The 24,785-nt window shown below is 50.8% G+C and carries 22 protein-coding genes; 5 read left to right on the forward strand and 17 right to left on the reverse strand.

From position 1 onward, the window contains the following. Positions 1 to 20: 20 nt before the first annotated feature. From MKX51_RS21975 to MKX51_RS22015, 10 genes are all read right to left on the reverse strand, one after another. On the reverse strand, positions 21 to 2,270 hold the full coding sequence (locus MKX51_RS21975; protein ID WP_340993873.1) for a helix-turn-helix domain-containing protein: 2,250 nt from the start codon (positions 2,268 to 2,270) through the stop codon (positions 21 to 23). Between the two features lie 18 nt (positions 2,271 to 2,288). Then, entirely contained in the window at positions 2,289 to 3,470 is a 1,182-nt protein-coding gene (locus tag MKX51_RS21980) for an MFS transporter (RefSeq protein WP_340993874.1), read from the reverse strand. A 31-nt stretch (positions 3,471 to 3,501) separates the two neighbouring features. Beyond that, positions 3,502 to 4,485 carry an ROK family protein gene (locus MKX51_RS21985; protein ID WP_340993875.1) on the reverse strand — a complete coding sequence of 328 codons (984 nt, stop codon included), beginning with the start codon at positions 4,483 to 4,485 and terminating at the stop codon, positions 3,502 to 3,504. 42 nt (positions 4,486 to 4,527) lie between these two features. After that, a complete protein-coding gene (locus MKX51_RS21990) occupies positions 4,528 to 5,706 on the reverse strand; it encodes an ROK family transcriptional regulator (protein ID WP_340993876.1) in 1,179 nt (392 codons plus the stop codon). Between the two features lie 842 nt (positions 5,707 to 6,548). After that, positions 6,549 to 7,160, reverse strand: coding sequence for a GNAT family N-acetyltransferase (locus tag MKX51_RS21995; protein WP_340993877.1), 612 nt, complete (start codon positions 7,158 to 7,160; stop codon positions 6,549 to 6,551). A gap of 65 nt (positions 7,161 to 7,225) precedes the next feature. Beyond that, the gene (locus MKX51_RS22000) at positions 7,226 to 7,801 is read right to left on the reverse strand and encodes a TetR/AcrR family transcriptional regulator (RefSeq protein WP_340993878.1); all 576 of its coding nucleotides are present in this window, start codon (positions 7,799 to 7,801) and stop codon (positions 7,226 to 7,228) included. Between the two features lie 223 nt (positions 7,802 to 8,024). Then, positions 8,025 to 8,450 (reverse strand): type II toxin-antitoxin system HicB family antitoxin, encoded by a 426-nt coding sequence (locus MKX51_RS22005; RefSeq protein ID WP_340939007.1) that lies wholly within the window; start codon positions 8,448 to 8,450, stop codon positions 8,025 to 8,027. 24 nt (positions 8,451 to 8,474) lie between these two features. Then, the gene (locus MKX51_RS33245) at positions 8,475 to 8,567 is read right to left on the reverse strand and encodes a type II toxin-antitoxin system HicA family toxin (protein ID WP_445322026.1); all 93 of its coding nucleotides are present in this window, start codon (positions 8,565 to 8,567) and stop codon (positions 8,475 to 8,477) included. Between the two features lie 105 nt (positions 8,568 to 8,672). After that, positions 8,673 to 10,622 carry an alpha-L-arabinofuranosidase C-terminal domain-containing protein gene (locus MKX51_RS22010; protein WP_340993879.1) on the reverse strand — a complete coding sequence of 650 codons (1,950 nt, stop codon included), beginning with the start codon at positions 10,620 to 10,622 and terminating at the stop codon, positions 8,673 to 8,675. A gap of 59 nt (positions 10,623 to 10,681) precedes the next feature. Further along, positions 10,682 to 11,695: a glycoside hydrolase family 5 protein gene (locus tag MKX51_RS22015; protein ID WP_340995678.1), complete on the reverse strand. Its 1,014-nt coding sequence runs from the start codon at positions 11,693 to 11,695 to the stop codon at positions 10,682 to 10,684. A gap of 187 nt (positions 11,696 to 11,882) precedes the next feature. On the opposite strand from MKX51_RS22015, the gene MKX51_RS22020 reads away from it, so the two are divergent. Beyond that, positions 11,883 to 12,680: a helix-turn-helix transcriptional regulator gene (locus tag MKX51_RS22020; RefSeq protein ID WP_340993880.1), complete on the forward strand. Its 798-nt coding sequence runs from the start codon at positions 11,883 to 11,885 to the stop codon at positions 12,678 to 12,680. 17 nt (positions 12,681 to 12,697) lie between these two features. Here MKX51_RS22020 and MKX51_RS22025 read toward each other — a convergent pair whose 3' ends face one another. The 6 genes from MKX51_RS22025 to MKX51_RS22050 form a co-directional block, all read right to left on the reverse strand. Beyond that, entirely contained in the window at positions 12,698 to 13,072 is a 375-nt protein-coding gene (locus tag MKX51_RS22025; protein WP_340993881.1) for a VOC family protein, read from the reverse strand. Positions 13,073 to 13,320: 248 nt separating this feature from the next. Then, positions 13,321 to 13,770, reverse strand: coding sequence for an Appr-1-p processing protein (locus tag MKX51_RS22030; RefSeq protein WP_340993882.1), 450 nt, complete (start codon positions 13,768 to 13,770; stop codon positions 13,321 to 13,323). 42 nt (positions 13,771 to 13,812) lie between these two features. Beyond that, entirely contained in the window at positions 13,813 to 14,460 is a 648-nt protein-coding gene (locus MKX51_RS22035; RefSeq protein ID WP_340993883.1) for a hypothetical protein, read from the reverse strand. Between the two features lie 48 nt (positions 14,461 to 14,508). Beyond that, positions 14,509 to 16,200, reverse strand: coding sequence for an ABC transporter ATP-binding protein (locus tag MKX51_RS22040; protein ID WP_340993884.1), 1,692 nt, complete (start codon positions 16,198 to 16,200; stop codon positions 14,509 to 14,511). Between the two features lie 70 nt (positions 16,201 to 16,270). Beyond that, positions 16,271 to 18,082: an ABC transporter ATP-binding protein gene (locus MKX51_RS22045; protein WP_340993885.1), complete on the reverse strand. Its 1,812-nt coding sequence runs from the start codon at positions 18,080 to 18,082 to the stop codon at positions 16,271 to 16,273. A gap of 113 nt (positions 18,083 to 18,195) precedes the next feature. Continuing rightward, on the reverse strand, positions 18,196 to 18,885 hold the full coding sequence (locus tag MKX51_RS22050; protein WP_340993886.1) for a CPBP family intramembrane glutamic endopeptidase: 690 nt from the start codon (positions 18,883 to 18,885) through the stop codon (positions 18,196 to 18,198). 203 nt (positions 18,886 to 19,088) lie between these two features. Here MKX51_RS22050 and MKX51_RS22055 point away from each other — a divergent pair, with 203 nt between their 5' ends. From MKX51_RS22055 to MKX51_RS22070, 4 genes are all read left to right on the forward strand, one after another. Beyond that, complete coding sequence (locus MKX51_RS22055; protein WP_340993887.1) at positions 19,089 to 19,823, forward strand: response regulator transcription factor; 735 nt, start codon at positions 19,089 to 19,091, stop codon at positions 19,821 to 19,823. Then, a complete protein-coding gene (locus tag MKX51_RS22060; protein ID WP_340993888.1) occupies positions 19,820 to 21,559 on the forward strand; it encodes a HAMP domain-containing sensor histidine kinase in 1,740 nt (579 codons plus the stop codon). The genes MKX51_RS22055 and MKX51_RS22060 overlap by 4 nt, the downstream gene beginning before the upstream one ends. A 216-nt stretch (positions 21,560 to 21,775) precedes the next feature. After that, the gene (locus MKX51_RS22065; protein ID WP_340993889.1) at positions 21,776 to 22,090 is read left to right on the forward strand and encodes a DUF6809 family protein; all 315 of its coding nucleotides are present in this window, start codon (positions 21,776 to 21,778) and stop codon (positions 22,088 to 22,090) included. A gap of 277 nt (positions 22,091 to 22,367) precedes the next feature. After that, positions 22,368 to 23,273, forward strand: a complete 906-nt coding sequence (locus tag MKX51_RS22070; RefSeq protein WP_340993890.1) for a discoidin domain-containing protein — start codon at positions 22,368 to 22,370, stop codon at positions 23,271 to 23,273. A 72-nt stretch (positions 23,274 to 23,345) separates the two neighbouring features. Here MKX51_RS22070 and MKX51_RS22075 read toward each other — a convergent pair whose 3' ends face one another. Then, a complete protein-coding gene (locus MKX51_RS22075) occupies positions 23,346 to 23,885 on the reverse strand; it encodes a hypothetical protein (RefSeq protein ID WP_340993891.1) in 540 nt (179 codons plus the stop codon). Positions 23,886 to 24,785 lie beyond the last annotated feature (900 nt).

Genomic DNA, 24,785 nt, shown 5'->3' on the forward strand with positions numbered 1-24,785 from the left:
AAGCCGGATTTACGCAATGCTTATTCATCTTTATGGAGCTTCAATTTGCGGTAATCTCCCGGGGTCATACCCGTAATACGCTTGAAGACCCGTCCGAAGGTAATGGAATTAGCATATCCAATCTGCAGGGCAATATCCTGTATGCTCTCAGAAGTCGTCTCCAGCAGTTCCTTGGCCTTCATCAGCCGCAGCTCTGCGAGAAAGTCCACGAACTTCATATTGAATTCTTCCTTGAACAGGTAGCTGGCGTATTTCGCAGAGATCTGGAACCGTTCGCTCAGATGATTCAAGGACAGATCAGGATTAGCATAATGCTCTTCGATATAATGCTTAACCTCGGTAATCATCACCCGGTGGCTCTTCAGCTCATTGACAGACACATAGACATGGTAGGTTTCATTCAGCCAGCCGGTCAGCAGCTCCCGGATCTCTTCAAGATCGGTGCTGCCCCGGATGCGTTCCCGCAGACCACTGCTCCATGCTGCCGCGAGCTGACGGTCCAGCGTCTCCGCTATGCCCTTAAGCTCCTGCTCCAGCGCCTGGAGCAGCACTTCCAGTAGCATATAGATCTCTTCGTCCTTCAGGCGGTCCTTGCGGAAGGAATCGAAGATTTCGTCCAGCCGGATTCGCCAGTTCTCGCCCGACAGGCGGAATTCACGGACCAGCTGGGTGAAGCTGCCGAAGTATTTATAGCTCTGTAGCCCGGAATCGACCGGCTGATCCATTTGGACTGCCGCAATATCTGTTCCCAGGGCCAGCCTGTGACTGAGCACCTCAGCTGCTGCCGCGTAAGAATCCCGGATCTCCCGCCAGTCCCGGACGACCGTGCCCACTCCGAAGGTCAGGGATACCCGCAGATTATCCATAATCCAGCGGTGGCAGTCTCTTGCCAGCTCCAGCATCGTATCGCTGTCATTCTTCACCGGCCGGAACCGGAGGCCAATGATCATCCCAAGCCGCTCCCCGCTGATCCATTCGGCCCAGGCCTGTAGCTGCTTATCTGCCATCAGGTCCCCCAGTACATTGGTTAAGGCGAATTTCAGCAGGTTCTGATCCTGAGCAGGCAGCGCATGCCAGTCCTTCTCCCGGTTCAGCTCGGCTGCGAATACAACGAACGCTTCGAACTCCCTGGTGCCCTCGAAGGGGTCCAGCGTCTCCAGCCGCTCTGCCGCATCCTCCAGCCTTTGCCCGCTGAGGAAATCCAGGAATAGCTCCCGGCGCTGAATAACCAGATTCTCATAACGTTCCCGCTCATAGTCGGTAGTGATCTGCACCAGCCGGTCCAGCGCGTTATGCATCAGAGCCAGCTCATCGGAAGCTACGGCAGGCGCGGCATTCTGGGCCGCAGGCTGGAGTCCTTGAATCCGCACCATCAGTTGATGGATGGGCCGGTAATTCCGCCTGGTGATGTAGATGATGTACACTACGCCCAGCGCAATCGTCAGCAGCCCGAGAATGAACCAGACGTAGGAAATCACCGAGATCCAGTCGAATAAGCGCCCGGCCCGGAGTCCGCTCTCGAAGGTCCAGCCCAGATTCTTCGCCTCGACCTTCGAGAGCGTTCTATTCTTCCCGCCGTCTGCGGCAGGAGCGGAATCATAGATCGCCGTCCCTGAGACATCCTTGATCCGCAGGAAGGACAGTTCTCCACTAGTCAAGCTGTCCACCAGACGTTCTATGCGGTACACACTCACATTAATAACAATATAGCCATCGGAGCCCCAAGGAATCGGCAGCCTGCTGGCCAGGCTGATCACTGGCCGTAAATCCTGAGAGTTCCTGGGTTGAACCATCCGTACAGCGCTCCACCCCTGCTGCTGCTTATTCGCGGAGAGCTGCTGCAAATATTCCGCCTCCAGCCCCTGGCCCTGTCCTGGATTCACGTATCCGCTCTGGCCCAGCATCAGCTTGTCCTTGTTACGGTAGACATAGATCGAATCAATCAGGCTGAAGCGTTCAGATAGCCGGTTCATGCTCTGCACAATTTCATACGAGCTGCCAGCCGGTGAGTCTGTGCCGGAAGGAGCATCCAGGAAGTCATTATAAGAATAGTTATTTCCGATCTCCTGTAGCACCCCCAGCTCTATATCATTCAAGGTCCGCTCCACCGTATCCGCCACATAGCTGGTAGATATGTAATTGGCCTTCTCCGTCTCGCTGCGGGACAGCTCCGTAATGACCATGAAGGCCAGGAAGATTAGAACAGTGACTACAAGCAGGAAGACAGGGAAGTATGAGAATAGCATCCGACTATACCAACTGCGCTTCATAGAGCTTCCCCCTTCTTCTTATTCAGACTGCTGCTTTTTATGTGAAATGGACTTGACTCTGTACAGCAGCAATGCACCTAACGCGGCGCTGACCGTACAGGAGAAATACATCAGTCCCGGGCCTCCGCTATCCAGCAGATACCCGTTCAGCAGATTCCCGGCAATGCCTCCAAGACCCACAAACACCATATTGAACAGGCTTTGTCCTGTGGCTTGCAGCTCTTTGCCCGTAATAGAGGCCACATATTCCACAGCCGCAATGTAAAAGAAACCAAAAGACATGCCGTGCAGCGTCTGGACACCTATCATAACACCGGGAACAGGAATGAGCCATTGGATCGCCCAGCGGAGCATGTAGACAACAGAGGCCAGCATGAGTGTTTTCTCATAGCCGTACTTCTTCAGAACGCTTGCGGCCACGAGCATTGCCGGAACACTGGTAATGGAAGCAATCATCAGGGCGATGCCTGACCACGCGAAGCTCCCGCCCGCCATCTGGAAGGTCAGGACAAAGAAGGAGTTGAAGGCCGTAAGCGTCTGGTTCACCAGAAAACAACCGGCGAGAAACAACAGAAAGACCCGGTTACCCAGCAGCTGCCTGATTCCGCTGGTGAAGGTTACATGCTGCGTCCGCCGCTCCACATTCACCGGGATGGTCATCACGAGCATAAGAGCAAGCAGGTTGAAGAGCAGGAAGGGAATCCACAGCTCGGTGACCCCCAGCCAGTTCAGATACAATCCGCCGAAGTACCCTCCCAGCGCCGTGCCGATACTGCCGAACAGCCGGATGGTCCCGAACGAGGTACCTGCGGCTGAAGCTGCATTCACTGCATAAGCGTCGGCAACCGGCGTCTGGGTGCTCTGAAAAATCGTATACAAGCTGTATACCAGCACAATTACGACAAGCCATTTTACATTGTAGAGATAGACTATGGTGCCAGGAACAATCAGGGTAAGCATCAGTACCAGTCTTGTTCGTTGATAGCGGTCCACCAGAATTCCCCATAACGGCTGAAACAGAATCGCCAGCAAGGTGCCGAAGGCCATCATAATTCCAATTCTCTGGCTCGTCATGCCCTGATGAACCAGAAGGGAGGTGACATACGGGTTGAAGCTGCCCCCGGCCAGACCTGTGAACAGATACAGCCCGCGCATCTTCAGCAGGACCTCGCTCTCTTTGCTGCCTACAGAGAATCTCATTATACTTGTTCCGCGTCTCATATTCATACCCTCAGTTCTGCCCGGTTCCTGCGTTCAGCCTGCTTCGGGCCGCCGCCGCAGCACCTATCGCTCCCGCCTGATTGCCGAGCACCGCCTGCCGGATCAATAAAGATTGCTCAGGAGTATACCGGCTGACCCGCGCTACAACCTCCTGCACATAGCCCGGGTTCTTCTCCACGACACCGCCGCCCAGAATGACCAGCTCCAGATCCAGCGTAATCGCTATATTCTTGACCGCCGCCGCCATCTGTTCATACGCATGATCCAGCAGCGCAAGTGCTGTCTCATCCTGCCGCTGCGCCGCTGCAAATACATGCTCCGCCCGGACCGCATCGCCCTGCGCCAGCTCCCGGATCAATGAACTGCTGTTATTCCCGTGCAGCCTGGCCGCCGCCTTCGCCCCGATTCCCGTGCCGGATACCTCCATCTCAAACGGGCCGAACTCACTGTACTCCGGATCGGCAGCAGCATGAACCGCTCCCGGCTCAACGATGAGATAGCCGATCTCACCCGCCGCGAAGCTGGCACCCCGGTAGAGCTGGCCGTTCAGGAACAAGGCGCTGCCCACCCCAGTCCCGACCGTGATCATAATGAAATGCTCAGACCCCGCAGCAGAGCCCGCTGCATACTCGCCCATAGCCGCCATATTCACATCGTTATCCAGCACCACCAGTCCGGGATAGTAAGCCGCAATGACCGGACGGATATCCATAGTTGCAGGCCAATTGAGCGCCGGTGCGCTGGTCAGGGTGCCGGTGCGCTCATTCATGACTCCCGGGAACCCGATGCCCACTCCCTGCAAGGAGGAGAGCGAACTGCCGTTACGCTGGCAGAGCTGCTCCAGTTCAGCGAATAACCAGCGGAAGAATACCTCCGGCTCCCGGCTCAGCTGCGTCTCCACCTTGTACTGTTCAAGCACCGTTCCTTCTTCATCTGTGAGGCATAGCAGTGTCTTGGTGCCGCCCACATCAATTCCGGCAGTTAACATATTCATCTAGGATTCCCCCGTCATTCTATAAAATATATGCTTACGCTCCTATGCCCGCATCTCACGAAAAGCCAATTGGACCGCGGTCTGGACCGCTCCAAGCACCACATCCTTGTCCCCGTGGCTGGAGGCAGCCAACCGGGGCTTCCGGTGCAGCCCGCCTAGCCTGGCTTCCAGCCTTTCCAGCAGGATCTCTCCATGGCTGCCCAGTTCGCCTCCAAACACCACAGTCGCTGGAGCCATCACTGTACAAATGCTGCCCACAGCCTCTGCCAGCAGATTGCAGTAGGCCTCGATAATAGTCAGTGCAAGGGGCTCGCCTCTGCGCGCTGCATCCCATATCTGCGCTGCCGTTCCTCCAGGTGTGGACAGCAAATGCGCTGTATCAGCTGCACCTGTGTATTCTTTTGCCATCCGATGGGCCAGTTGCCTTAATCCGTCTGTAGACAGTACGTCCTCCAGCCTGCCTGCGCTCAGCATCAGATTCGCCAGCTCGCCTGCACCGCCGCCAAGCCCCCGGTAGATCTCCCCGTGGATAATGAGGCCGCCCCCGGTTCCTGCACCGATGGAGAAGTATAGGAGAGAGCCGCTTGCCTCCATTCCCGAAGAGGCATACTCCGCCAGAGATGCGAGGTTGACATCATTCTCTGTCACAAGGGGCACGGGGAACAGCCGGGCCAGATTAGCCCTTGCTAGCACCCCTTCACACCCGCGCAGCGGGGCAACCAGGTCAGACACGCTGCCATCTGCCGGGTCTACTACGCCTGGAATCCCGAAAGCCGCGGCCCGCAGCTTCTCCCGGGAGATCCCGGAATCCGCAAGCAGTCCCTCTATGCTCTGAACCAGGAAGTCTTGACACACCGCCTCTGTCAGCCCGCCCTCCGGCATAGACAGCTGCTTGTAATAGCAGATCTCTCCGCTCATATCTGCGAGTGCTATGCGCAGGCCGCTTCCCCCGACCTCGGCCCCTAGGGTATAGCAGCATTTCGGGTTGAATTCCACTAGTGTTGCCTTGCGGCCCTGGGTGTTCTCCGCTCTGCCGGTCTCTCTGACCAGTCCGCGTTCTATAAGATGAGCAATGGCCGAGGATACCGTAGGCTTGCTTAAGCCGGTATACCGGCTAAGATCCGCTCTGGATTGCGGCCCGCCGCCGATAATCCGGTCCAGAATCAGAAATTCATTCAGATTGCGCATGACCTTGGGGGTCCCGGCCGTTTGAATTCTCACGATTTATACTCCGTTCTATATATAGTTAATTAAGTTTACTAACTTAATGTATAGTTAAATATACAGTCTTTCGGGCGATTTATCCAGCCCCTAATAAAACAGTAGTCCACAGATCAGCTCTGCGGATTCTTGGAATATTCGATTTTGCGACGAGCTTGGGGGGAGGAACTGATGTGTACGAGCCTCATGTTGGGGACTGAGATTCCGCTATTTTGCCGAAATTGCTGCTTATTCGCTTGTTCGAGGACTGAGATTCCGCTATCTGACTTAGAAGTCACCCAAACGGCCTATTTGTGCAGCAATAGCGGATTGTCAGTCCGCCAAAAGTCACTATGGCGCTGTAAATCCACAATAGCGGAATCTCAGTCCGCAGCCACTTTGAAAACTTGGCCATAGCAGTTTAGCCGATGCCCTTGACCACACACTTTCTATTACCTATGCACACTTGACCATCCGCAGCATTCGCTCGGCCCTTTTCCCGGTCAGGTCAGGTCCGCCCCTCCCTCCCCAGCAGCAAGAACCCACAGATCAGCTCTGCGGATTCTTGGAATATTCGATTTTGCGACGAGCTTGGGGGAACTGATGTGTACGAGCCTGATGGCACGGACTTAGAATCCGCTATTTTGCCGAAATTGTTACTTATTCGCTTGTTCGCGGACAGAGATTCCGCTATCCGCCCTAGAAGTCACCCAAACAGCCTGTTTGAGCAGCAATAGCGGATTGTCAGTCCGCCAAAAGTCACTATGGCGCTGTAAATCCACAATAGCGGAATCTCAGTCCGCCCCCCACCACTAACCGCAAAAGTCCGCAGATCCTCCTGCGGACCGGGAATGCGTGCCAGGCTAATTCAGCATTTTCTCCATATGCAGCACTTTGTGGAAGCCGGCCTGAGCGGAGAACAAGCGGGTATTCTGCACCTTGAAGGTCTTGAACCCCACCCGCTCATACAGCTTCTTCGCCAGCGGATTAGTATCCACGACTTCCAGCAGCACCTTACTGCGGTCCGCCTCCCGGGACCACGCGAAGACGGCCTCCAGCAGCCGGGTTCCGACGCCAAGTCCTCTCGCTTCCGCAGACACTACAAGCGGATCGATATGCACTGCATTTGTGGGGGTATTACCATGGAGCAGGCGGAAGATGCCATAGGCTGCATAACGCCAAGCGCCGCCGAGCAGCCCGAAGGTCTGTCTGAGCGAACGGTAACTCAGCGTCATGAAGAAGCCATCTCCTGTCTCCAGACCGGCAAAGCCTACGACCCTTCCCTCATATACCGCGTACAGGGCCTTGTCATAACGCAGACAGCGGCTCAGGACCTCCACAATATCCTGCTCTTTACGGGAGAAGATCCATATTCCACTGAATTTCAAGGTAAAAGCCTGATAGTATAGCCTGGCGACCTCACGTTTCTGTTCTTCATCCAAGTGATCTGCGATCTCTACTTGTAGTGTTGACATACAGGTTCCTCCTTATTGTTCCACTCCAGATTCTATCTGCCTTGGTGAACGAGTGCTCTTCACGGTTACCTGCCGTTCTCTTGCCCTGTTCTGCCGAAGCCTTGGAGGACTGTATGAACCAGCAGCTGCGGAGCGTCATTCTTCGCCAGATTCCCCTTCTGGATCTCCTGCCAGGCAACGAACAACAGATTATACATGACCGTGATGATCCAGTGGGCGGGCATTCCGGTATTCAGCAGACCGCGCGCCTGCCAGCCCTCCACCGCTTCCCGCAGCGGCTGCTTAATCCGTGCTTCCTCAGCTACAATATGCGGGTTCTCGTCCACTGAGGCAGCGAAGCTGAGAAAAGACACCTTGCCGCCCAATGGAATCAGCACCTCGAACACTTCCGTAAGGAATGGAAGCATATCGTGCTCCTCTGCGGTAACGCCCCCGAGCGCTTCATCCACCAGCCCGATCGCATTCAACGCCAGCGCATCCAGCAGCAGCTCCCTGGTGGAGAAATAGCGGTGCAGCGTCGCAATGCCGATCCCTGCGTGATCCGCGATCTCCTGCAGCGTAGCGGTCGGCTTGAACGCCAGCAGCTCCGTCGACGCGTCCAGAATAGCCTTCCGTTTGTTATCTTTAACACTGGTTTTCATGAATATGGCCTGCCTCTGCTGTAGAATATGTGAGATTTCAGTTAACATAATGATACTTTAATTATTATAATGATATGTTTATCTATCATTTAAGTTTATTTTATACCGGGAGGTGGGTGGTGTCAAATTGTTCAAGGCCAAAGCAAAAACCCCCTCAAGAAAGCTGAACGCTTCTGTAAGGGGGTTGCTTTTTCCTCCACGGGGGAGGTTTGTTATCTATGGATTATCTTCTTTCATTCACACCGAGCTGTTCCTTCAATGCATCCTGTAAAATCCGCGAGTAATTCACATTATTTTTCGCGGCGAGGTCATCCAGCCATTTGGGAATAGTTAGTGTTTTTTTCACGGAACGCTCTGATATGGAACTTCGGTAGGGTGGCATGAACACTTCGATTAGAGCAGCAATTTTCCCTGTTCCTGCTGTGAGTGTATTGAGTACATCAATACCAGAGGGAGCAGGAATCAAGTCTCCGTCTTCCTCCATCCCAAATAGGTGCAGCGCGAGACAATCTTTGGCCATATAGAACGCTTCGTCTATATTCTGACCGCAGGTAATTGCACCAGGAAGATCAGGGAATTCTACAGTAATTCCATCTTCGTCTTGTTCAAAGGTCGCAAAATAGCGGTAAAATTTCAATTTATCCTTCATTTGTATAGTCTCCTTTCGATGGAACTATTGAAGTCCTGCCTGCTTGAGGATACTTATGATGGTTTTCTTCGGCAGATCTTTGTTGGGATGTGGTAAAGATAATACGTGTTGCAGCACGTGTCAATAGTTGAGTATACACAGTGTTAAATATTATAAAAAAACCCCTTAAAAAGCTCTAATAAGCTTCTTAAGAGGTTAGAATGTCGCCACTCAGATTACTGATTACTTCTTCCCGCACTCCATCCGCAGCACATGGAACGACTTCGGCTCCAGTGTATAGACCATCCGGCTTGCGGTCTCAATCGGCACACGCTTAGGCGCGATATTGCACGGTGCCTCAATCGAGTTCACTTCCGCCTCCTGTCCCTGCATGACATACGCCTCCCCGCGTCCGGTCAAGCTCAGCGCAGTCTCCAGCTCCACCTGAACCTTGCGGTCTAGCGTGTTCACCAGCTTCACGTAAAGGACTTGCTGCTCCTCATCATAAGAGACAGTGTAAGGAATCTCCTCCTGATCATGTACGGTCTGCAGCACCTTTGTTCCCATCAACGTACTGTACATTTGCTGCACATAATAGCTTGGTGTGCCGTAGCTGCTCTCCCCGTCGAACCAGATCATATCCGGCGACCACTGGGCATAACCGAGTCTGGCGAACAATGGAGCATAGGAGGCCAGCACGACGATGTCGGCATTGCGCTCAAGCCCCGTCAGGAATGCAGCCTCTGCCAGCGCAGCCCCCCAGCTGTTGAAGTGCGGCATATTCATCCCGTTGCCGTAGTGACCCGCATATTCCCCGGCGAACACCTTAATATCCCGCGGATACTTATCATAGAAATGCACGTTCTCGCACAGCCATTCCGGCTTCACATAATAATGCTCATCCACCGCATATACGAAATTCGGATTGCCCTCAGCCCGCTTGCGGTAATACTCCCACGCCCGGGTGTAGTTGTCTGAGCTGACATCCGGCCCGGCAGAGCCGATCAGCTGCACAGACGGGTACGCTGCATGAATCGCCTGCTCAAACAGATCGTATCTGGTGAAAAAGTCCGCGTGCTCCGTCTCCCACTGCTCATTGCCGATCCCGATCATCTCCAGACCAAATGGTTCCGGGTGACCCATCTCACTCCGCAGGCGGCCCCACGGTGAATCCACCGGTCCGTTGGCGAATTCCAGCAGGTCCAGCGCATCCTGAATATACTCCTGGAAATCTTCATCGTGTACACCCACATGCTCAGTAGACTGGAACTGGCAGGCCAGCCCGACATTCAGCACCGGAATCGGCCGCGCCCCCAGGTATTCACACAGCAGAAAATACTCATAGAACCCAATACCCAGGCTCTGATTATAGTGGCTGTACTCACTCGTGTACTGATTCTCTTCATTATTCCCGTGCAGCGCCCAGCGGCTGCTGTTATTCTTGCGCTGTTCGGCGGCACCCACACTCCGCTTCCATTGGTAGCGGTTCTCCAGGTTATAGCCCTCAACAATGCATCCTCCCGGGAACCGCAAGAAGCCTGGCTTCATCTCCTCCAGAAGTTCAACCAGATCCCGGCGGAACAGACCCAGCACGGCATCGGAGGGAATCATGGAGATGAAGTCGAAGCAGACCGTGCCCGGCGCATCCAGCCGGATGACGAAATCTCCATACGACACAGTTTCATTACTGCTAAGCTGCGCTGTATAGCGTGTCCACTCTTCCCCTACTGCTGCCGCGATGACAGCCTGCGCTATAACCGCGCTATTTTTCTCAACGGAAACCTCAATTCCCCCTGCATACCCCTCCGCTCTGGCATAGAAGGATACCGCATACGTAAGCCCCGGCTTCAGGGACACACCATCATAGGCCTTATTGGTAAAAGCGTTCTGCGTCTCCCCGGCGGTAAACGCCAGGTAATGGGGATTGACCTCATTCTGCGGATGCTCCGTCTGAATCTGAAGCTTAGCCCCGCTGGCCGCCTCAGCCGGATATGCTGTCCAGCCATAGAGCCCGTCGTAGCTCTCGCTGTAGCTCCCCCTGTCGCCCGTCGCCTTCATGAACTCGAAGGAACGGTTCTCAATCATCTCGGCATGCAGTCCGCCATCCAGCCCATAGTTGATATCTTCGAAGAACAGCCCGATCATCCCTTTTGAGATCGATACTGCGGGTTTATCTGTAATTTGTATTTTCATTTATTTCCCCTCCGCCACTTTTCCTTGTCTGTATATTTTCCAGTTCTCTATTTACCAGCTCATAAATAAGTAATTATCTCAGACGTAATGCTGCTGTCGTAGCGGTCAGAGATGCCGAAGTCCATCTTTTTATACGTCCAGGCGGCCCGGCCGATCTTGTATTGTTCGAACACGCCATGCACATCCTTGTACCAGTTCACCACGCTCTGCGATGGGGCTTGCTCAATGACTCCATATTCGCCGCAGTACAGATATACGTTTCGCTCTGCTGCAACATCGATTGCATTCTGGATCAGGCTGGTCATGTATGCCGGACCCATCTCGCTGATACCTTCTGCATGAAGCCCGGAGCCGAAAGCGCCAATAGCCGCCGAAGTGCTGCGGTAGTTCTTCAGGTCACCCGGATAGTCCATGTCGCTCTTAGGCATTTGCTCCACCCAAGCCGCACGCTGGTGTGTGAACAGGAACGGCTCATAGAAGTGGAAGGTATACACGATATTCTCATCAAAAGGCTGTTCCAGCAGCCCAAGGGTATGCACGCTGTTCCACTGGATGCCGCCGATAACGATTTTGGTCTCCGGGGCGTGCTTGCGGATCTCGGCAATCGTCCGGTGAGCCAGTGCATTCCAGCGGCTGCTGTCCTGCTCCACAATCTCATTCAATAATTCAAAAGCCACAGTATCCTTATAGCCGGCATACCGGCTGGCAATCGCCTTCCACAGATTCAGGAACCGCTCCTGGAGCGCCGGATCATCGAACAGGGAATTCTCGGCCACGCTGTTGAAGGAGAACCCGGGCGTTTTATGCAGATCAATAATGAGATTCAGCCTATGGGCAGCACACCAGCGGATACAGTTGTCGATATGCTTGAACCCGGCGTAAGTCTCAGCATTCCCCGAATCCTCTATCACTTCATAATCCACCGGCAGCCGGACATGGTCCAGGCCCCACGAAGCAATCGTCTCGATATCCTTCTCCGTAATGAAGCTATCATAATGGGCATGCTGATAAGGACACTGGGACAGCCAGCCTCCGAGATTCACCCCTCTGGTATAACCCGTCCATTCTTTCATCACGATCATCCTCTCCGGCCTCAGCCTTCATTGTAAGCTCTTACTTCTACCTGTCTTAAGCATAGATAAACCCTGGCCGCAGAACAATTACACATCGTGCGTAAGTACTAACATATTGTGCAATCCTCATTTACAAAAGGCACCCTTAGCTTCTACAATAGACCTATCTGCTGCGCAGGAGGTTCATATGAACATACACAATATCGGCTACAATCACAGCCATGACGCGGACTTCATCATCAACAGGCCCCAAGGGTCGGGAGACTATATGCTGTTGCTGCTGAAGACGCCGGCCATCTTCACTTTGAAGGGAGAGAGCCGGGTGACGGGGCCGGACTCCTTCATCCTGTACAGTGAGCATACGCCCCAGTTCTACCGGGCTTACGGGTCACAATTCACCAATGACTGGTTCCATTTCCGGCTGGACAAGCCGGGGGATGAAGCGCTGCTGCATCGGCTGGTGATCCCCAGAGATGAAGTAATCCCGATTGGCGATCTGAACGAGCTGTCGATCATCATTAACCATTTGTGCTATGAGGTGTATTCCGAGAACCCGCATAAGGACGAAACGATTGAATTATATCTCCGGCTATTCTTCATTAAGCTCAGCAACCGGATTCATTCGGCCCAGAAGGAAGTCGGCAACACGCACTACAACAAGATGTCCGTCATCCGCACCAAAATCTACAACCAGCCCTTCCTCAACTGGACCATCGACGGACTGTCCCACGAGCTGACCATGAGCCGCTCCTGCTTCCAGCATCTGTATAAAGACTACTTCGGCGTAAGCCCAATGGCCGACGTCATCGCCAGCCGGATCGAACATGCCAAATACCTGCTCACCACCACAGACATCTCCGTCAAAAAAATCGCAGAAATGAGCGGCTACGCCAGCGAGATCCACTTCATGCGCCAGTTCAAGCAGCAGACGGGGCAGACGCCGTCGCAGTATAGGGAGCACGTAATAAAGCCAGACCGCTTGTAAGCAGTCTGGCTTTATTTTTAGTGATATTCCAAGAACTCAAGACGATTCCCAAAAGGGTCGTTTATATAGAAACGCCTGACGCCTTCACCCGCCCTTGCTTCATCATTCGTGACTTGAATGTTATTCTGCAGCAGGTACTCACGCAACTCATTCAAGTGCTCTACATGAAATGCCGGATGCGCTTTGGTAGCGGGAACAAAATCCCGTTGAACCCCGATATGTACTTGATGCGTCCCACATTGGAACCAAACCCCGCCACGCTTTTGCAACAATTCTGGTTTGGGTATCTCCATCCAGCCTAACAACCCATTGAAGAATCTCCGGGCCTCAGCTTCACAGCCTTCCGGGGCTGCCAGTTGTACATGGTCTAGACCATAATAATTGTAGGTCATCCATCTTCCTCCTTAGCAGTTTCATCTAATGAAACTTGATTTCATAATATAGTTATATATTATAGTAATTCACAATATAAATCTATAAAATAACCCCACAAAGTGGGGCTTAAGCTTCGATGATGACTCAGGTACTTTGCGGGGACCCCAAAACATATAAATTCTCTTGTAAAAAAACAGCCCCCTCTAAGGCGGACTGCTTCATAACTTAAAGCTTATAGATAGCAGAAGTATAGTGCACAGATAATTTAAATCTTATATAAAGTTACTTCATAGTCTGCAAAAACCTTCCCGATCATCTCCTCCACCACACTCCACTCCCCGTTCGCCAGCCCGCAGCCAATGTTGTACGGAAGCGCCACAGACAGACCCTTGGCTTGCGCTTCTATCTTCAGAGTGGTTAACGCTTGCTCCAACGCAGCATAATCGGTATACCGGATTTTGCTTCTTCCATAGTTAAGCTGGCCGAACAGATTCGCCGTGTACTTCGCGCCCGTCTGCACCAGCTGGCAGTGTCCGAGCAGCTCGTCAGGCGTGTAAGAGTCACAGTATTTTTTATACTCAGGATATAAATTCGGATAACGGTCCCGCAGAATCCTCGCAATCCCCGACCCCATCACCCCCTGACAATTCACCTGATGTCCCAGAATATCTTCACTGGCCTCTAATAGATCGCCGTTTACGATTTGGATGGTCATGGTTCTCTCCTTGTTGTTGTGACTTTGGTGTTTGGTTACCTTTTATAATCCCATCATGTCCCGGATCTTGTCCACCGTCTCTAGTACAAACTCATCTACTTCCGCTTCCTTCATATAAACAGGTTCATATTCTATGGGCACTTCAGTGTTACAATAAAAGTGAATGATATTCTGTATTTGCTTATAGGTCTGACCCTTAGGGAAGAACGGTAAGTATTCAGGATATTGCTGAATATGCTGCACATCAGTCCAAAACACATGATTGCCATGCAGCTTCAAATATTTGAAGTCCAGCCAATACCAGTCCCGCTTTACCAGCTGATTGTAATTGGGAGTACCTTTTATAGCTTGATGTACCGTCTCCTCCTGCTTGCTCTTAGTTAACTTGATCCATTCGACATCCGTTATAAGATGACAGTAATACCCCCAATAGTAGGAACCTGCGCCAGAAGTAAGCTCAACATCCTTCAATGCATACTGCTCCCGGAACAGCTCAGGCTGAATCCCCTGTCCATCCTTAAAGTGGGTAACACTCTTAGGTACATGCCGAAATGGAGCAAGACTCCCCTCCTCATCAACGATCCCACAATCCGGGCCAATATTTCCTACCAGAAAATCAACCTTGGATACCGGAACTCCCGCCTTCATTAATGCTTCAGCTATTCTAAAATGAGTAACCCATGTAGCCAATAAGCATTCCTCCTGAGACTAACTATACTCTTATAATACACATTTTACCTACACATACCACTTCCGCTGCGCCTCATACATCGTCCGATACTCGCCCGCCGTGCTCATAAGCTCCTCATGCGTGCCGTCCTGCACGATCCGTCCGTCCTTCATCACGATAATTCGATCCGCGAGCTTCACAGAGCCTAATCGGTGGGAAACCAGGATTGCGGTTTTATCCCGGCATAGGGCGGCGAAATCGTTGTACAGATGGGTCTCCTCCAGCGGATCGATGGCCGCCGTGGGTTCATCCAGAATCATCAGGTCGCTGTCCCGGAACAATCCGCGCGCAATCGCCACACGCTGCCATTGACCGCCGGACAGATCGGTACCGCCGAACTCGCGTCCCAGCATCGTATTCAGCCCTTCCTTAAACCCTTCACCGGATAAAAGCATCCCGGCCTCCTCGCACACGGATACTACTGCGGAATCATCTGCTGGTTTAGAACATTGGCTGATTCGCACATTCTCTCGTAAGGTCTCATTATACTTGCGGTAGTGTTGAAAAACAGCCGACGTTCGCTCATAGCTAGTCCGTGAGGCCTCCACCTCCCCATACCACACTTCCCCTGCCGTAGGCGGGTATAAGCCCATAATGATGCGGCACAGTGTGGTCTTCCCGCTTCCATTCTCGCCTACAATTGCCAGCGTCTGCTTATTGGGGATGATCAGGTCGATCTCCTCCACCGCATTTCGGGTTGCCAGCGGATAACGGAATCGGACACCTTTTAGCTCAATATCACGGTCTGTCGGCCTTGGCAGGGTGTGAGTTCTCTGAATAAGCTCGTCGATGAAATCCAGAAAATTCTCAGTAGACCCGATATTCTCCGTAGCCCAGGCGATTCTCTCGGTGATCAGTTTGTTCATGAACCGGTACAGACTGCCAATCGAAGCCAGCACCGCCGCAAAAGCTCCAATCGAAATCTCCTGCCTCATCACAGACACGAACAGCATATACACGATCAGGCCGTAGCCTATAACCGTCACTATATTCAGAATGAGCTGAACGAGCTGCTTGCGCACCTGCGTCCGAAGTACAATAGCGTTCAACCGTTGCAGGGCAGAGGTATACAGATTCTCGAAAAATGCAGTAGCTCCCAGCAGCCGGGTCTCCGAGAGATACGCTTTGTCCGTCAAGCACCGTTCGTAGTAGTCACTTTCCCGCCGGATCGGGGCAGATGCCGCCTCCAGATTCTTGAATGCTGACATCAGCACCCCTTGGGAGAGCATCACCGGGATGAATACGACGACAATACTTAGCGCAAGCACTGGCTTGAGCGTGAACAGATACCACCCGATGAACACAAAATAAGTCGTATAGTAGAACAGAATATCCAGTAAGGTAGTACCGATCCAGATCAGCTTGCCGCTCCCGTTCACAGCCTTGTGGATATAATCCAGCCGCTTCGTGTCCTCGAATTCAGAGACCTGTAACGAATCTACTCTCTTAAAAATCATCAGGTTCAGGTGCTTGCCCACGCTTAGCCCGTAAATCTCCTCATAACAGTTCCCGAGTCCGTCCATGACATGATAGAACAGATATATAAGCGCCAGCTCGCCCAAGGAAAATAGAATCATCTTGAATTCTATTCGATCTGTAGCATAGGCAGCCGCTGCATCCAGAAACCTCTGCATAAATAATACCTGCAACACCCAGGAGACCGCCTGGAGTAAGGCAATACCGATGTACGTGTAAGACATCCCGGGATTCACCTGGAATAAAAGACGCAGGCATCTGGTCCCGTTCCTCAGGAATCCCTGCCCCTGTAGTCTATCCATGCTGCACCATACTCTCTGCCTCATACCACGACTTCTGGCTGGCGAACATTTTCCGGTAGATTCCATCCGGGATTTCCAGCAATTGCTCATGGGAGCCCTGCTCCGCAATCCGCCCGCTTCGCACCACCAGGATCACATCCGAGATTCTCGCAGCACCTAGCCTGTGGGTGATGTAGATAGTGAACCGGTCTGCGCGGATGCTGCTGAACATTTCATATAGCCGGCTCTCTTCGATGGGGTCCAGCGCAGCCGTAGGCTCGTCCATAATATGGATAGCTGAGCTGGAGTACAACAGTCTGGCTATCGCCAACCGTTGCCACTGCCCGCCGGAGAGGTCCAGACTGTTCTCTTGGATTTTGCCGACGTAAGTATCGAGACCGTATTCCAGCCCCTGGACCATCCTGTCCAGATTCATCTTGCTTATGCTGTGACGGATTCGCTCTTCATCTAGCCTAAGAATATTCCCCAGCCTTATATTATCCTGGATCGTCAGCGCGTACCTGGCGTAATTCTGGAAAACCACTGCGATGATGCTTTTCAGCTCCGGGTAGCTGTACTCCCGCAGGTTCTTATTATTAATGTAGATTTCGCCCTCGTAGTTATCGTACATCCCGGTAAGCAGTTTGATTAGGGTAGACTTTCCGGCCCCGTTCTCCCCGACAATGGCATAGCTTTTCCCGCTAACCATGGTGAACGAGCATTGATTCAATATGTATCTCTCCGTATCCGGGTAGCGGAAGCTCACCTGCCTGAATTCCAGCGATTGAAAGACGAAGCCGCCCCACTCCACAGGCAGAGCAGCAGCATCCTTCTTCTCACTGAGTCCGGCAAAAGCAGAGAAGTCCTGCAGATACTCCTTCATCCGCGCATGCTCCTGCATCGTCTCGGCTAACTGCCAGGACATCCTCTGCACAAGGCTGAAGATCGCGGTCACCAGCGAAATGTAGAGGCCAATCGATACCTCGCCCAAGTGCAGCGCAGGCAGTAGCAAGGCCACAATAATGATGCCGATCAGCAGGGCGATGATCGAGCCGCTTTTCAGATGAATGAAGCTGCGGATCTGTATCTTCTTCTCCACCAAGTATGTCTGATCATACAGCTTATCGTACCGCTCCCTGAGCGCCGGACCATAACCGAATAACGTGCGTTCCTCCGCATCCTCCCGGCTGGTCAGGATATGGGCCAGATCCGCACTCCTTCTACGTATCCGTTGCGCATCCATCCCCAGCACATAATTCGCTTTGCCCGTCTTCATGGCAATATAGAACAAAGGCACCGCAACCAGTACAATCACTATCCCCGTAACGAACGTGGACGACATCACAATCACAAGCAGCGAAGCAGTCCCAATCAGCAGATTCAGTCCACTCATCATATTGTTGAACCCGCCCATGAAATGACCCACCGGATCTCCGCACACCCTATCAATTAACTCCGAAGTCTCCTTATTCTCAATATGCTGATACGCAAGCCGCGCCCGCTTGAGCACCATCTCCCGCTTCAGCCGCACATTCAGCCGGTTGCGCCCCGTCAGCTCAATCAGCTGCATCAGGCTGGGAAGCAGATGAGTGACGATCACATAACCCAAAATCAGCGCAAGCGGCCTATAGATTAACGAATACTCCGCCCGGCCATTCACAATATGGGTCGCCGTATTAATGAAATAAGCCATCACCAGCGTCTGATACGCAGGCATCAGGGCATCCACCAGCATATACCCCACCGCCGCCGCCGTCTGCACCGGAATCACCCGAAGCGGAATCCTGATTAGATCGAATACTGTATATTTTCTTGAAGTAAGCATGTAGTCTCCTTGTTGGAATGAATTATGGTAGGGACGAATCACAATAGGAAAGACTCGCAAAGCGTGCCCTAATTCATAGTATCATTTCCATCCTGGAGGAATAACCTGTCAGATTATAGGGATAGCGTAGAATAATAGAGAAGATTAAGGCCGTTATACACGATATGCACCACGACTCCCGGCCAGATGGAGCCTGTCTTGCGGAACAGGTACGCCACCAGAACACCGACCATGAACGCGTCTAACAGGATCACGGTGAATCCATGAACCACGCCGAAAATTGCAGCGCTGCCTACTATTCCGGCCCATGGGCCATAACGGTTCAGTGCATTGGCAATGACGCCGCGGAAGACAAATTCCTCGCTTAGCGGCGTTAGAATGGCCCCGGTGATAAGCAGAATAAACATGGAGAGCGGACCGCCTTGCGCTGCCGTCTGGAAGTCCGCCTGGGTGTTGATCTCGGTAACAAAGTGATAATAGATCCCTTCGATCACAAAACATCCCCCGAACGCGGCAATCCCGATGACAACCGCCATCAGCAGCCATTTCCGCTCCGTCATCCGAAACCCGAAAGCGCGTAAATTGCGAATCCGCAGGGCGTAGGCTGCAAACAAAGCCAGGAAGCCAATCAGACCATTGGCTGCACCTCCGATATTAATCCGCAAGATGGCTTGCTCATCAGGAATTTGAAGCATCCAGACCCCAAGGATTACGACGCCGATCATATAGAGGGACAGTGCAGTTAGAATCTCCGGCCAGCCGGGCCGGGTGTGAGGCATTTCAGTTAAGGAAGGGCTGCTCATTGCCAGTCCCCCGATCGTGACCATTTTTACTCATACTATTTTCCTCCTACTCTTCTCATCGAAGCTCGAATTTGTTGCTCAGACCTATCCTACCAACCCCGCCGGAACGGAACTTAAACGAACCACTGAATTTTTGCTTAATTTTGTCCCCGCTGTTTAGGTTCTGTTAAGATAACTATGCTATTTTGAACAAGGGTGACAAAATGCCAAATCTATCCGCGATTAAAATCGCTATCGTTGACGACGAACCTTCGATCATCACCATGCTGCAAATGGTGCTTCGCCGCGAAGGCTTTCAACAACTGTACGGGGCTTCCACTTGTACTGAAGCTATTAGCCTGGTACAACGCGTGGTTCCCGATATCGTCCTGCTTGACATTATGCTTCCCGACGGCAGCGGGCTGGAGCTCTGCTCCAAAATCCGCGAATACGGGAATCCTTATATCCTGTTCCTCACTGCCAAGGCGACTGATCTCGATATTCTAAAAGGCTTCGCCATGGGCGGGGATGATTATATCACCAAGCCCTTCAACCCCCTGGAGGTAGCCGCAAGAATTCAAGCACGCATACGCCGTTTGGAGCCGGAAGCTCTGGCAGCCAGTGCTGCGAAATATCCGGATGCGGGAATTTACCGGTTCAGTCGCTTCACCCTAAACGAGGCGGAGGGCGAACTGACCGTTGAGGGACAGCCTGTTCCTTGCCCTGCACAGGTCTTCCAACTATTACTGCACTTCTGCCGGCATCCCGGAATCGTCTTCTCCAAAACCCAGCTCTACGACAAAGTCTGGGGCATCAACGGCCAGGGCGATGATTCGACCGTGATGGTGCATATCCGCCGCATTCGGGAGCGGATCGAACTCGATCCCGGCGACCCGAAGCTGCTGCTTACGGTACGCGGACTGGGCTACAAGCTGGTGAAGGAGCCGGAGGAACGATGAGAATCCAGCAACGCATGGCCTTCCACTTCACGTATCAGTTGATTTTCTATGCGCTGGCGATTGTGACCATTGCCTTGGCTGCCTGCATCATGTTCTTCCAGAACATGACCAGCAATGAGATCCGCCGGAACTTTCCGGTTGGCGTCCTGGAGCAGATCTCCCAAGAAGCCCAGTACAAAGACGGGAAGCTTCATATCTTTTCCCAGTGGAACAAGCTTATTGGGGAGAAGGGGATGTGGCTGCAGGTGGTTAGTGCGGAGGGAGACGTAGTCTACAGCATTAATACAACGTCCAACTCTGCACTGCCTGCCTCCTATTCCACCGCTCAATTGCTCGATATCCAGGAGACACGGAGGCTGGGTTCTTATGCTGTGCAGACACAACTGAATTTCTCGTTCAAGGACCCGCTTCTATATGTACTCGGTTATCCAACTCCTGACCTGGACCAGCTTACAGAGTGGTTCAACGCTTACGGACAGCAGGGCATGGTAAGGAGTGAGGCGGTTCCCCTCTTGGAACAGCAGCTTCGGGAGACCAGCAGTTATCTGCAAGTGATCGATCCTGAGAGTAACACCGTACAAGGCATCGGCGATCAGACATATGTACCAAAAGCATATCGGCCCTTGGACATTCTGGCCATCCAGCAGTCTCCAGACAACTACGACGCGGGCATTGTGGCCCACCGGGACGAGCCGAGCGGGATGACCTGGATCGTCTATACGACCCACGCAGCGGGACTCCCTCTGAAGCATCCTGTATTGGAAAATGTAACGCCAAGGCTGATCTGGATTGCAGTGCTGATCCTGATCCTCGCGCTGTCGGTCTCCATCTGGCATGGCTACCGCTTCGGGCGGCCCCTGATTCTGTTCGCAGGCTGGTTCGAACGGATGGGCCAAGGGCAATACGATGAGGTGCTTACCGCCAAGGACAAGCGCAAGGTATTCCGCCGCAACGGCACGATGCGAACCCGCAATCGGCTCTATCAGGAAGTTATTCAAGCCTTTTATCAGATGACTCATCAATTGGCTCAAATCGAGAGGGACCGCAAGAGGCTGGAGAAAGAGCAGGCGGAGTGGATGTCAGGAATCTCCCATGATCTGCGCACCCCTCTGGCCACGATTCAAGGCTACGGGTATATGCTGGAGAAGCTGCCCGAGCAATGGAGCCAAGAAGAAATGCGGATCATGGGCGCGACCATCCGGGAAAAAGGGGATTATATGCTGGAGCTGATCTCCGACTTCTCGCTGATCCACGAGCTTAAGCAGAGCGATTCCATCATGGTCCGCCGGGAGACAGATCTGGCAGAGTTGGTGCGCTGCTCGGTGTTGAAGTACGTCAATGACGCCACTATGTCTGAGTATCTGTTTCACTACACCGGGGAAGAGGGTTCCCTGCTCATACAGGCAGATGCCACCTGGTTACAGCGGCTGATGGACAATTTGCTGTCCAATGCCGTCAAGCATAATCCGCCCGGCACCACCATTACCGTCACTCTTACCCGAGTCCATGACAGAGCTTGCATACGGGTACTTGATAATGGCAAAGGAATGGACGAGGAAACACGGCATCATCTGTTCAACCGCTACTACCGCGGAACCAACACCGAAGAATCCACAGACGGCTCCGGCCTCGGCATGAGCATCGCCAAGACCATCGTGGAGGCACACGGTGGGGAAATCAAGGTTCAATCGACAACCGGGCAAGGCACGGAGTTTGAGATTGTTTTGCCGTGCTGAGTAAAAAAGGGTTCCAGTTCTGATGAGCTGGAGCCCTTGTTTCTGTTTAAGTATGAATACATACTCAAAGGCATCCATTGTCATCCCACATTTAACAGAATTTATATTACTATTCCTAAGGATTCATGTAATCTCCATCATTCTGTAGAGTAAACTACGTGGATTTAACAGTTTATATCTTTTACTGTTAAACACAAAGATGAAGGAGATGAGTAAGTGGAAAGTATCCTAGAAAGCCTGTATCATGGCAACTTGCATCCCGATGAAAACATTATACCCGATGACCTACAGTACTCTATTTTAAGAAAAAGAACATCTGACATCATAGAGGTTTGGAAGGAGCGGCTTTCAGCGGAGGAATTCGACGAATTAGAAGCACTGTTAGACTTGTATGGTCAAACTCATGGCATGGAGTTGGCAGCTAGTTTCAAGTGTGGATTTCGCTTGGGAGCGGGGATTATGGTAGAGGTTTTGACCGGGGAGAAGGGGCTTGCTGGTCGGTTGAGTGTTGATGGTGATAAGACTCAGTAATTAACAGAATGAATTGTAAATGATGATGACCTGCTCTTTATAGTGGATCAGATTCTAAACAATCCAGATTATTTGCCTAATACTTAACAATGATTAAAGCCCGCCGACCAGTAAGGTTGATGGGCTTTTACTTTTATTAAAGTGACTATTTTACCATAATTATGTACTTTTAATGTCTTAAATCTATATATCCCAAATATAAGAATTAATGTTTAGACACAGTCACTTAAAAAACTTTATTCTTATCACATCTTATTACAAAGGTGGTATTCAAAAAGTGTCAAGATCATTTAAAATCGTCATCTCGACTTTTTCAGTATTATTGATTATTGCTGTACTTTCCTCATTCACTTTTCCTTTATTAACCTCCGCTGAAGAGAGTTCAACACCCAAAAATTTGATTCCTATTATGACCTCTAATGATGCTCCGACTGGGCATGTAACTGCTAGTAGCGTTTGGGTTAGTGTTGATGGGATAGCTCACCACCAACCATTTAGACTTTTTGATGGAGATTTAACCGATGTTGGATGGGGTACCAGCCAAGGTAATAAATCTGGATGGGTTGCATATGAATTTGATCGCCCGGTTGTAGTCAACCAGTATGCATTATTGTCTCGTCCATGGATTGAGCAAGATATTTATAAAGGAGAAACACCTAAAGACTTTACTTTGGATGCATGGGACGGAACAAACTGGATTGTGCTCGATTCTGAGGTAGATATTACAGACTGGAAGCCAAACGTAAAAAAAGTATTTTCTTTCACTAATAAAAATCCTTATAAAAAATATAGATTAAATATCACTGATAATAATGGGGAACCTAGAGATGTAGCATTAGGAGCAATAGAAATGTATAGTACTGCTACAGCCGCACCCGAGCCGACCGCACCTCCAAAACCTATTGAAACTCCAGTACCCACTCCTACTAATTTACCTGAATTACCCAGCGGCGACCGCGCATTATTGACAGTCACATTAACAAATGGAGTTGATAAAGAATTCGACCTTCCCATTTCTGAAGTTGATGCTTTCCTAACTTGGTACGACTCAGCGAACGGATCTGCTCGGTATGGAATTGATAAATACGACTACAACAAAGGCCCCTTCAGTAAACGCACTGAATACGTAATACATGATAAGATCCTAACTTTTGAAGTAAGTGAGTATACAACAACCGAATAAGTAGTCCCATTATGTATGATACTCTTTATAAAAAAGCCCCGCCAGAGATAGCGGGGCTAAGCACAATGGTGATTATTGCAGAATCGTAGCCATTTGTTTATCGGTAAGTATGATGCTATATGCATACCCATTATCATCAAACATTGCTGATATTAAGTAAACTTTGGTGCCATCATAATCATTTTTCAACCATTCATCTTTATTTAAAAATTTCCCATTTACTGAGTCATATGCATAGTCTAAATTCGATTCATTTTCCCCAAAGTTTTGATTTCCGTATTTTTCCTTAATCTCATCTCTCAGCATTCCTATTTTTAGTTCTTTATTCGTTATGTAAACATTCTTTGAATCCTCACCTATTCCAATACCCACTACTTTTTCATCTCGGTACATAATTCTTATGCCATCATTATAACTGAATCTATTTTTGCCGACTTTTTCCCCTTCCCCAATCACCTTTTCTGCTGCTGTACGACTCATACCGTAGCTTACAATTTGCTTTTCATCGTTTACTCTCATTATTGCTAAATCACCTGTGGTCAGCCCACTTTTTGAAGAGCCGCACGCAGTCAGCAAAACCAAAAAAAACAATACTAAAATCTTCTTACGCATGTCCATTCCCCCATGATAATTTCCCTAAAGTTTACCATGGACAGAAAAAAGAAAAAAGCCCGCCAACCAGTAAAGTTGACGGGATGAATTGATTTAAAAACCTTCTATATTAATAGATGGTCGTCTTGTAGTAAACGTATTTGTAGCGGAAGTAACCCCCAAGAAAGCTGCCCCATTTTTCAGAATATGTAGGAGCTAAAGGTGTGTTAGTTTACCAATTAGTATAGGTAATTGTTTTATAGTAAACATCGGGGAATCCAGCCTGAAGATCTTCCCAGCCCCCTCCAAGTGATTGGTTCGTTTGAAGAATTCTAGTATAATCAATAACATCAGCTACTTGTGCAGCGGAAGCAACGGGAGCGATAGTAAAAATTAGAGACAACGCATTATACCTGCGAATCTCTTTTTCACAAAATCACACCTTTCGTTATTAGGATAACCCAACTTTATTCCATAAATAATAATTGTTGGTATAAGATAAAAATACTTTCCATATATAGTTAAAAATTTACCGTTTTATGTACGTTAAAAATTCAAATTGATCTCGCTAATGCAATTTCCGGCCATCTTAACCATACCTGAATGATACCCCTTCTACTATTCCGCCATAATCATGGATTTACTCTTCAGGGTAATCGTTATATTGGTACCAGACAAATACTCGTGTTTGTGACATCGCCGCAACTATGAAGTTTATATCGCTCTCCAGGACTTTCTATGCGCTATGTAACTTTTCAAGACACTTTTGCATTTGGTATGAAGGATTTCTGCCAAGGCTTAAATCATTCTCTGCCGAACGACGAGGCCAGTGTCATAAGACTTTAACCAATAGCCCGCCGACCAGTTAAGGTTGACGGGCTTCTGCCTATGTTGTAAAAGCAAGGTTATTTGCGGGTTTAT

Origin of the sequence: Paenibacillus sp. FSL M7-0420 (assembly GCF_038002345.1) — a bacterium.
Taxonomy (GTDB): Bacteria; Bacillota; Bacilli; order Paenibacillales; family Paenibacillaceae; genus Paenibacillus_AQ.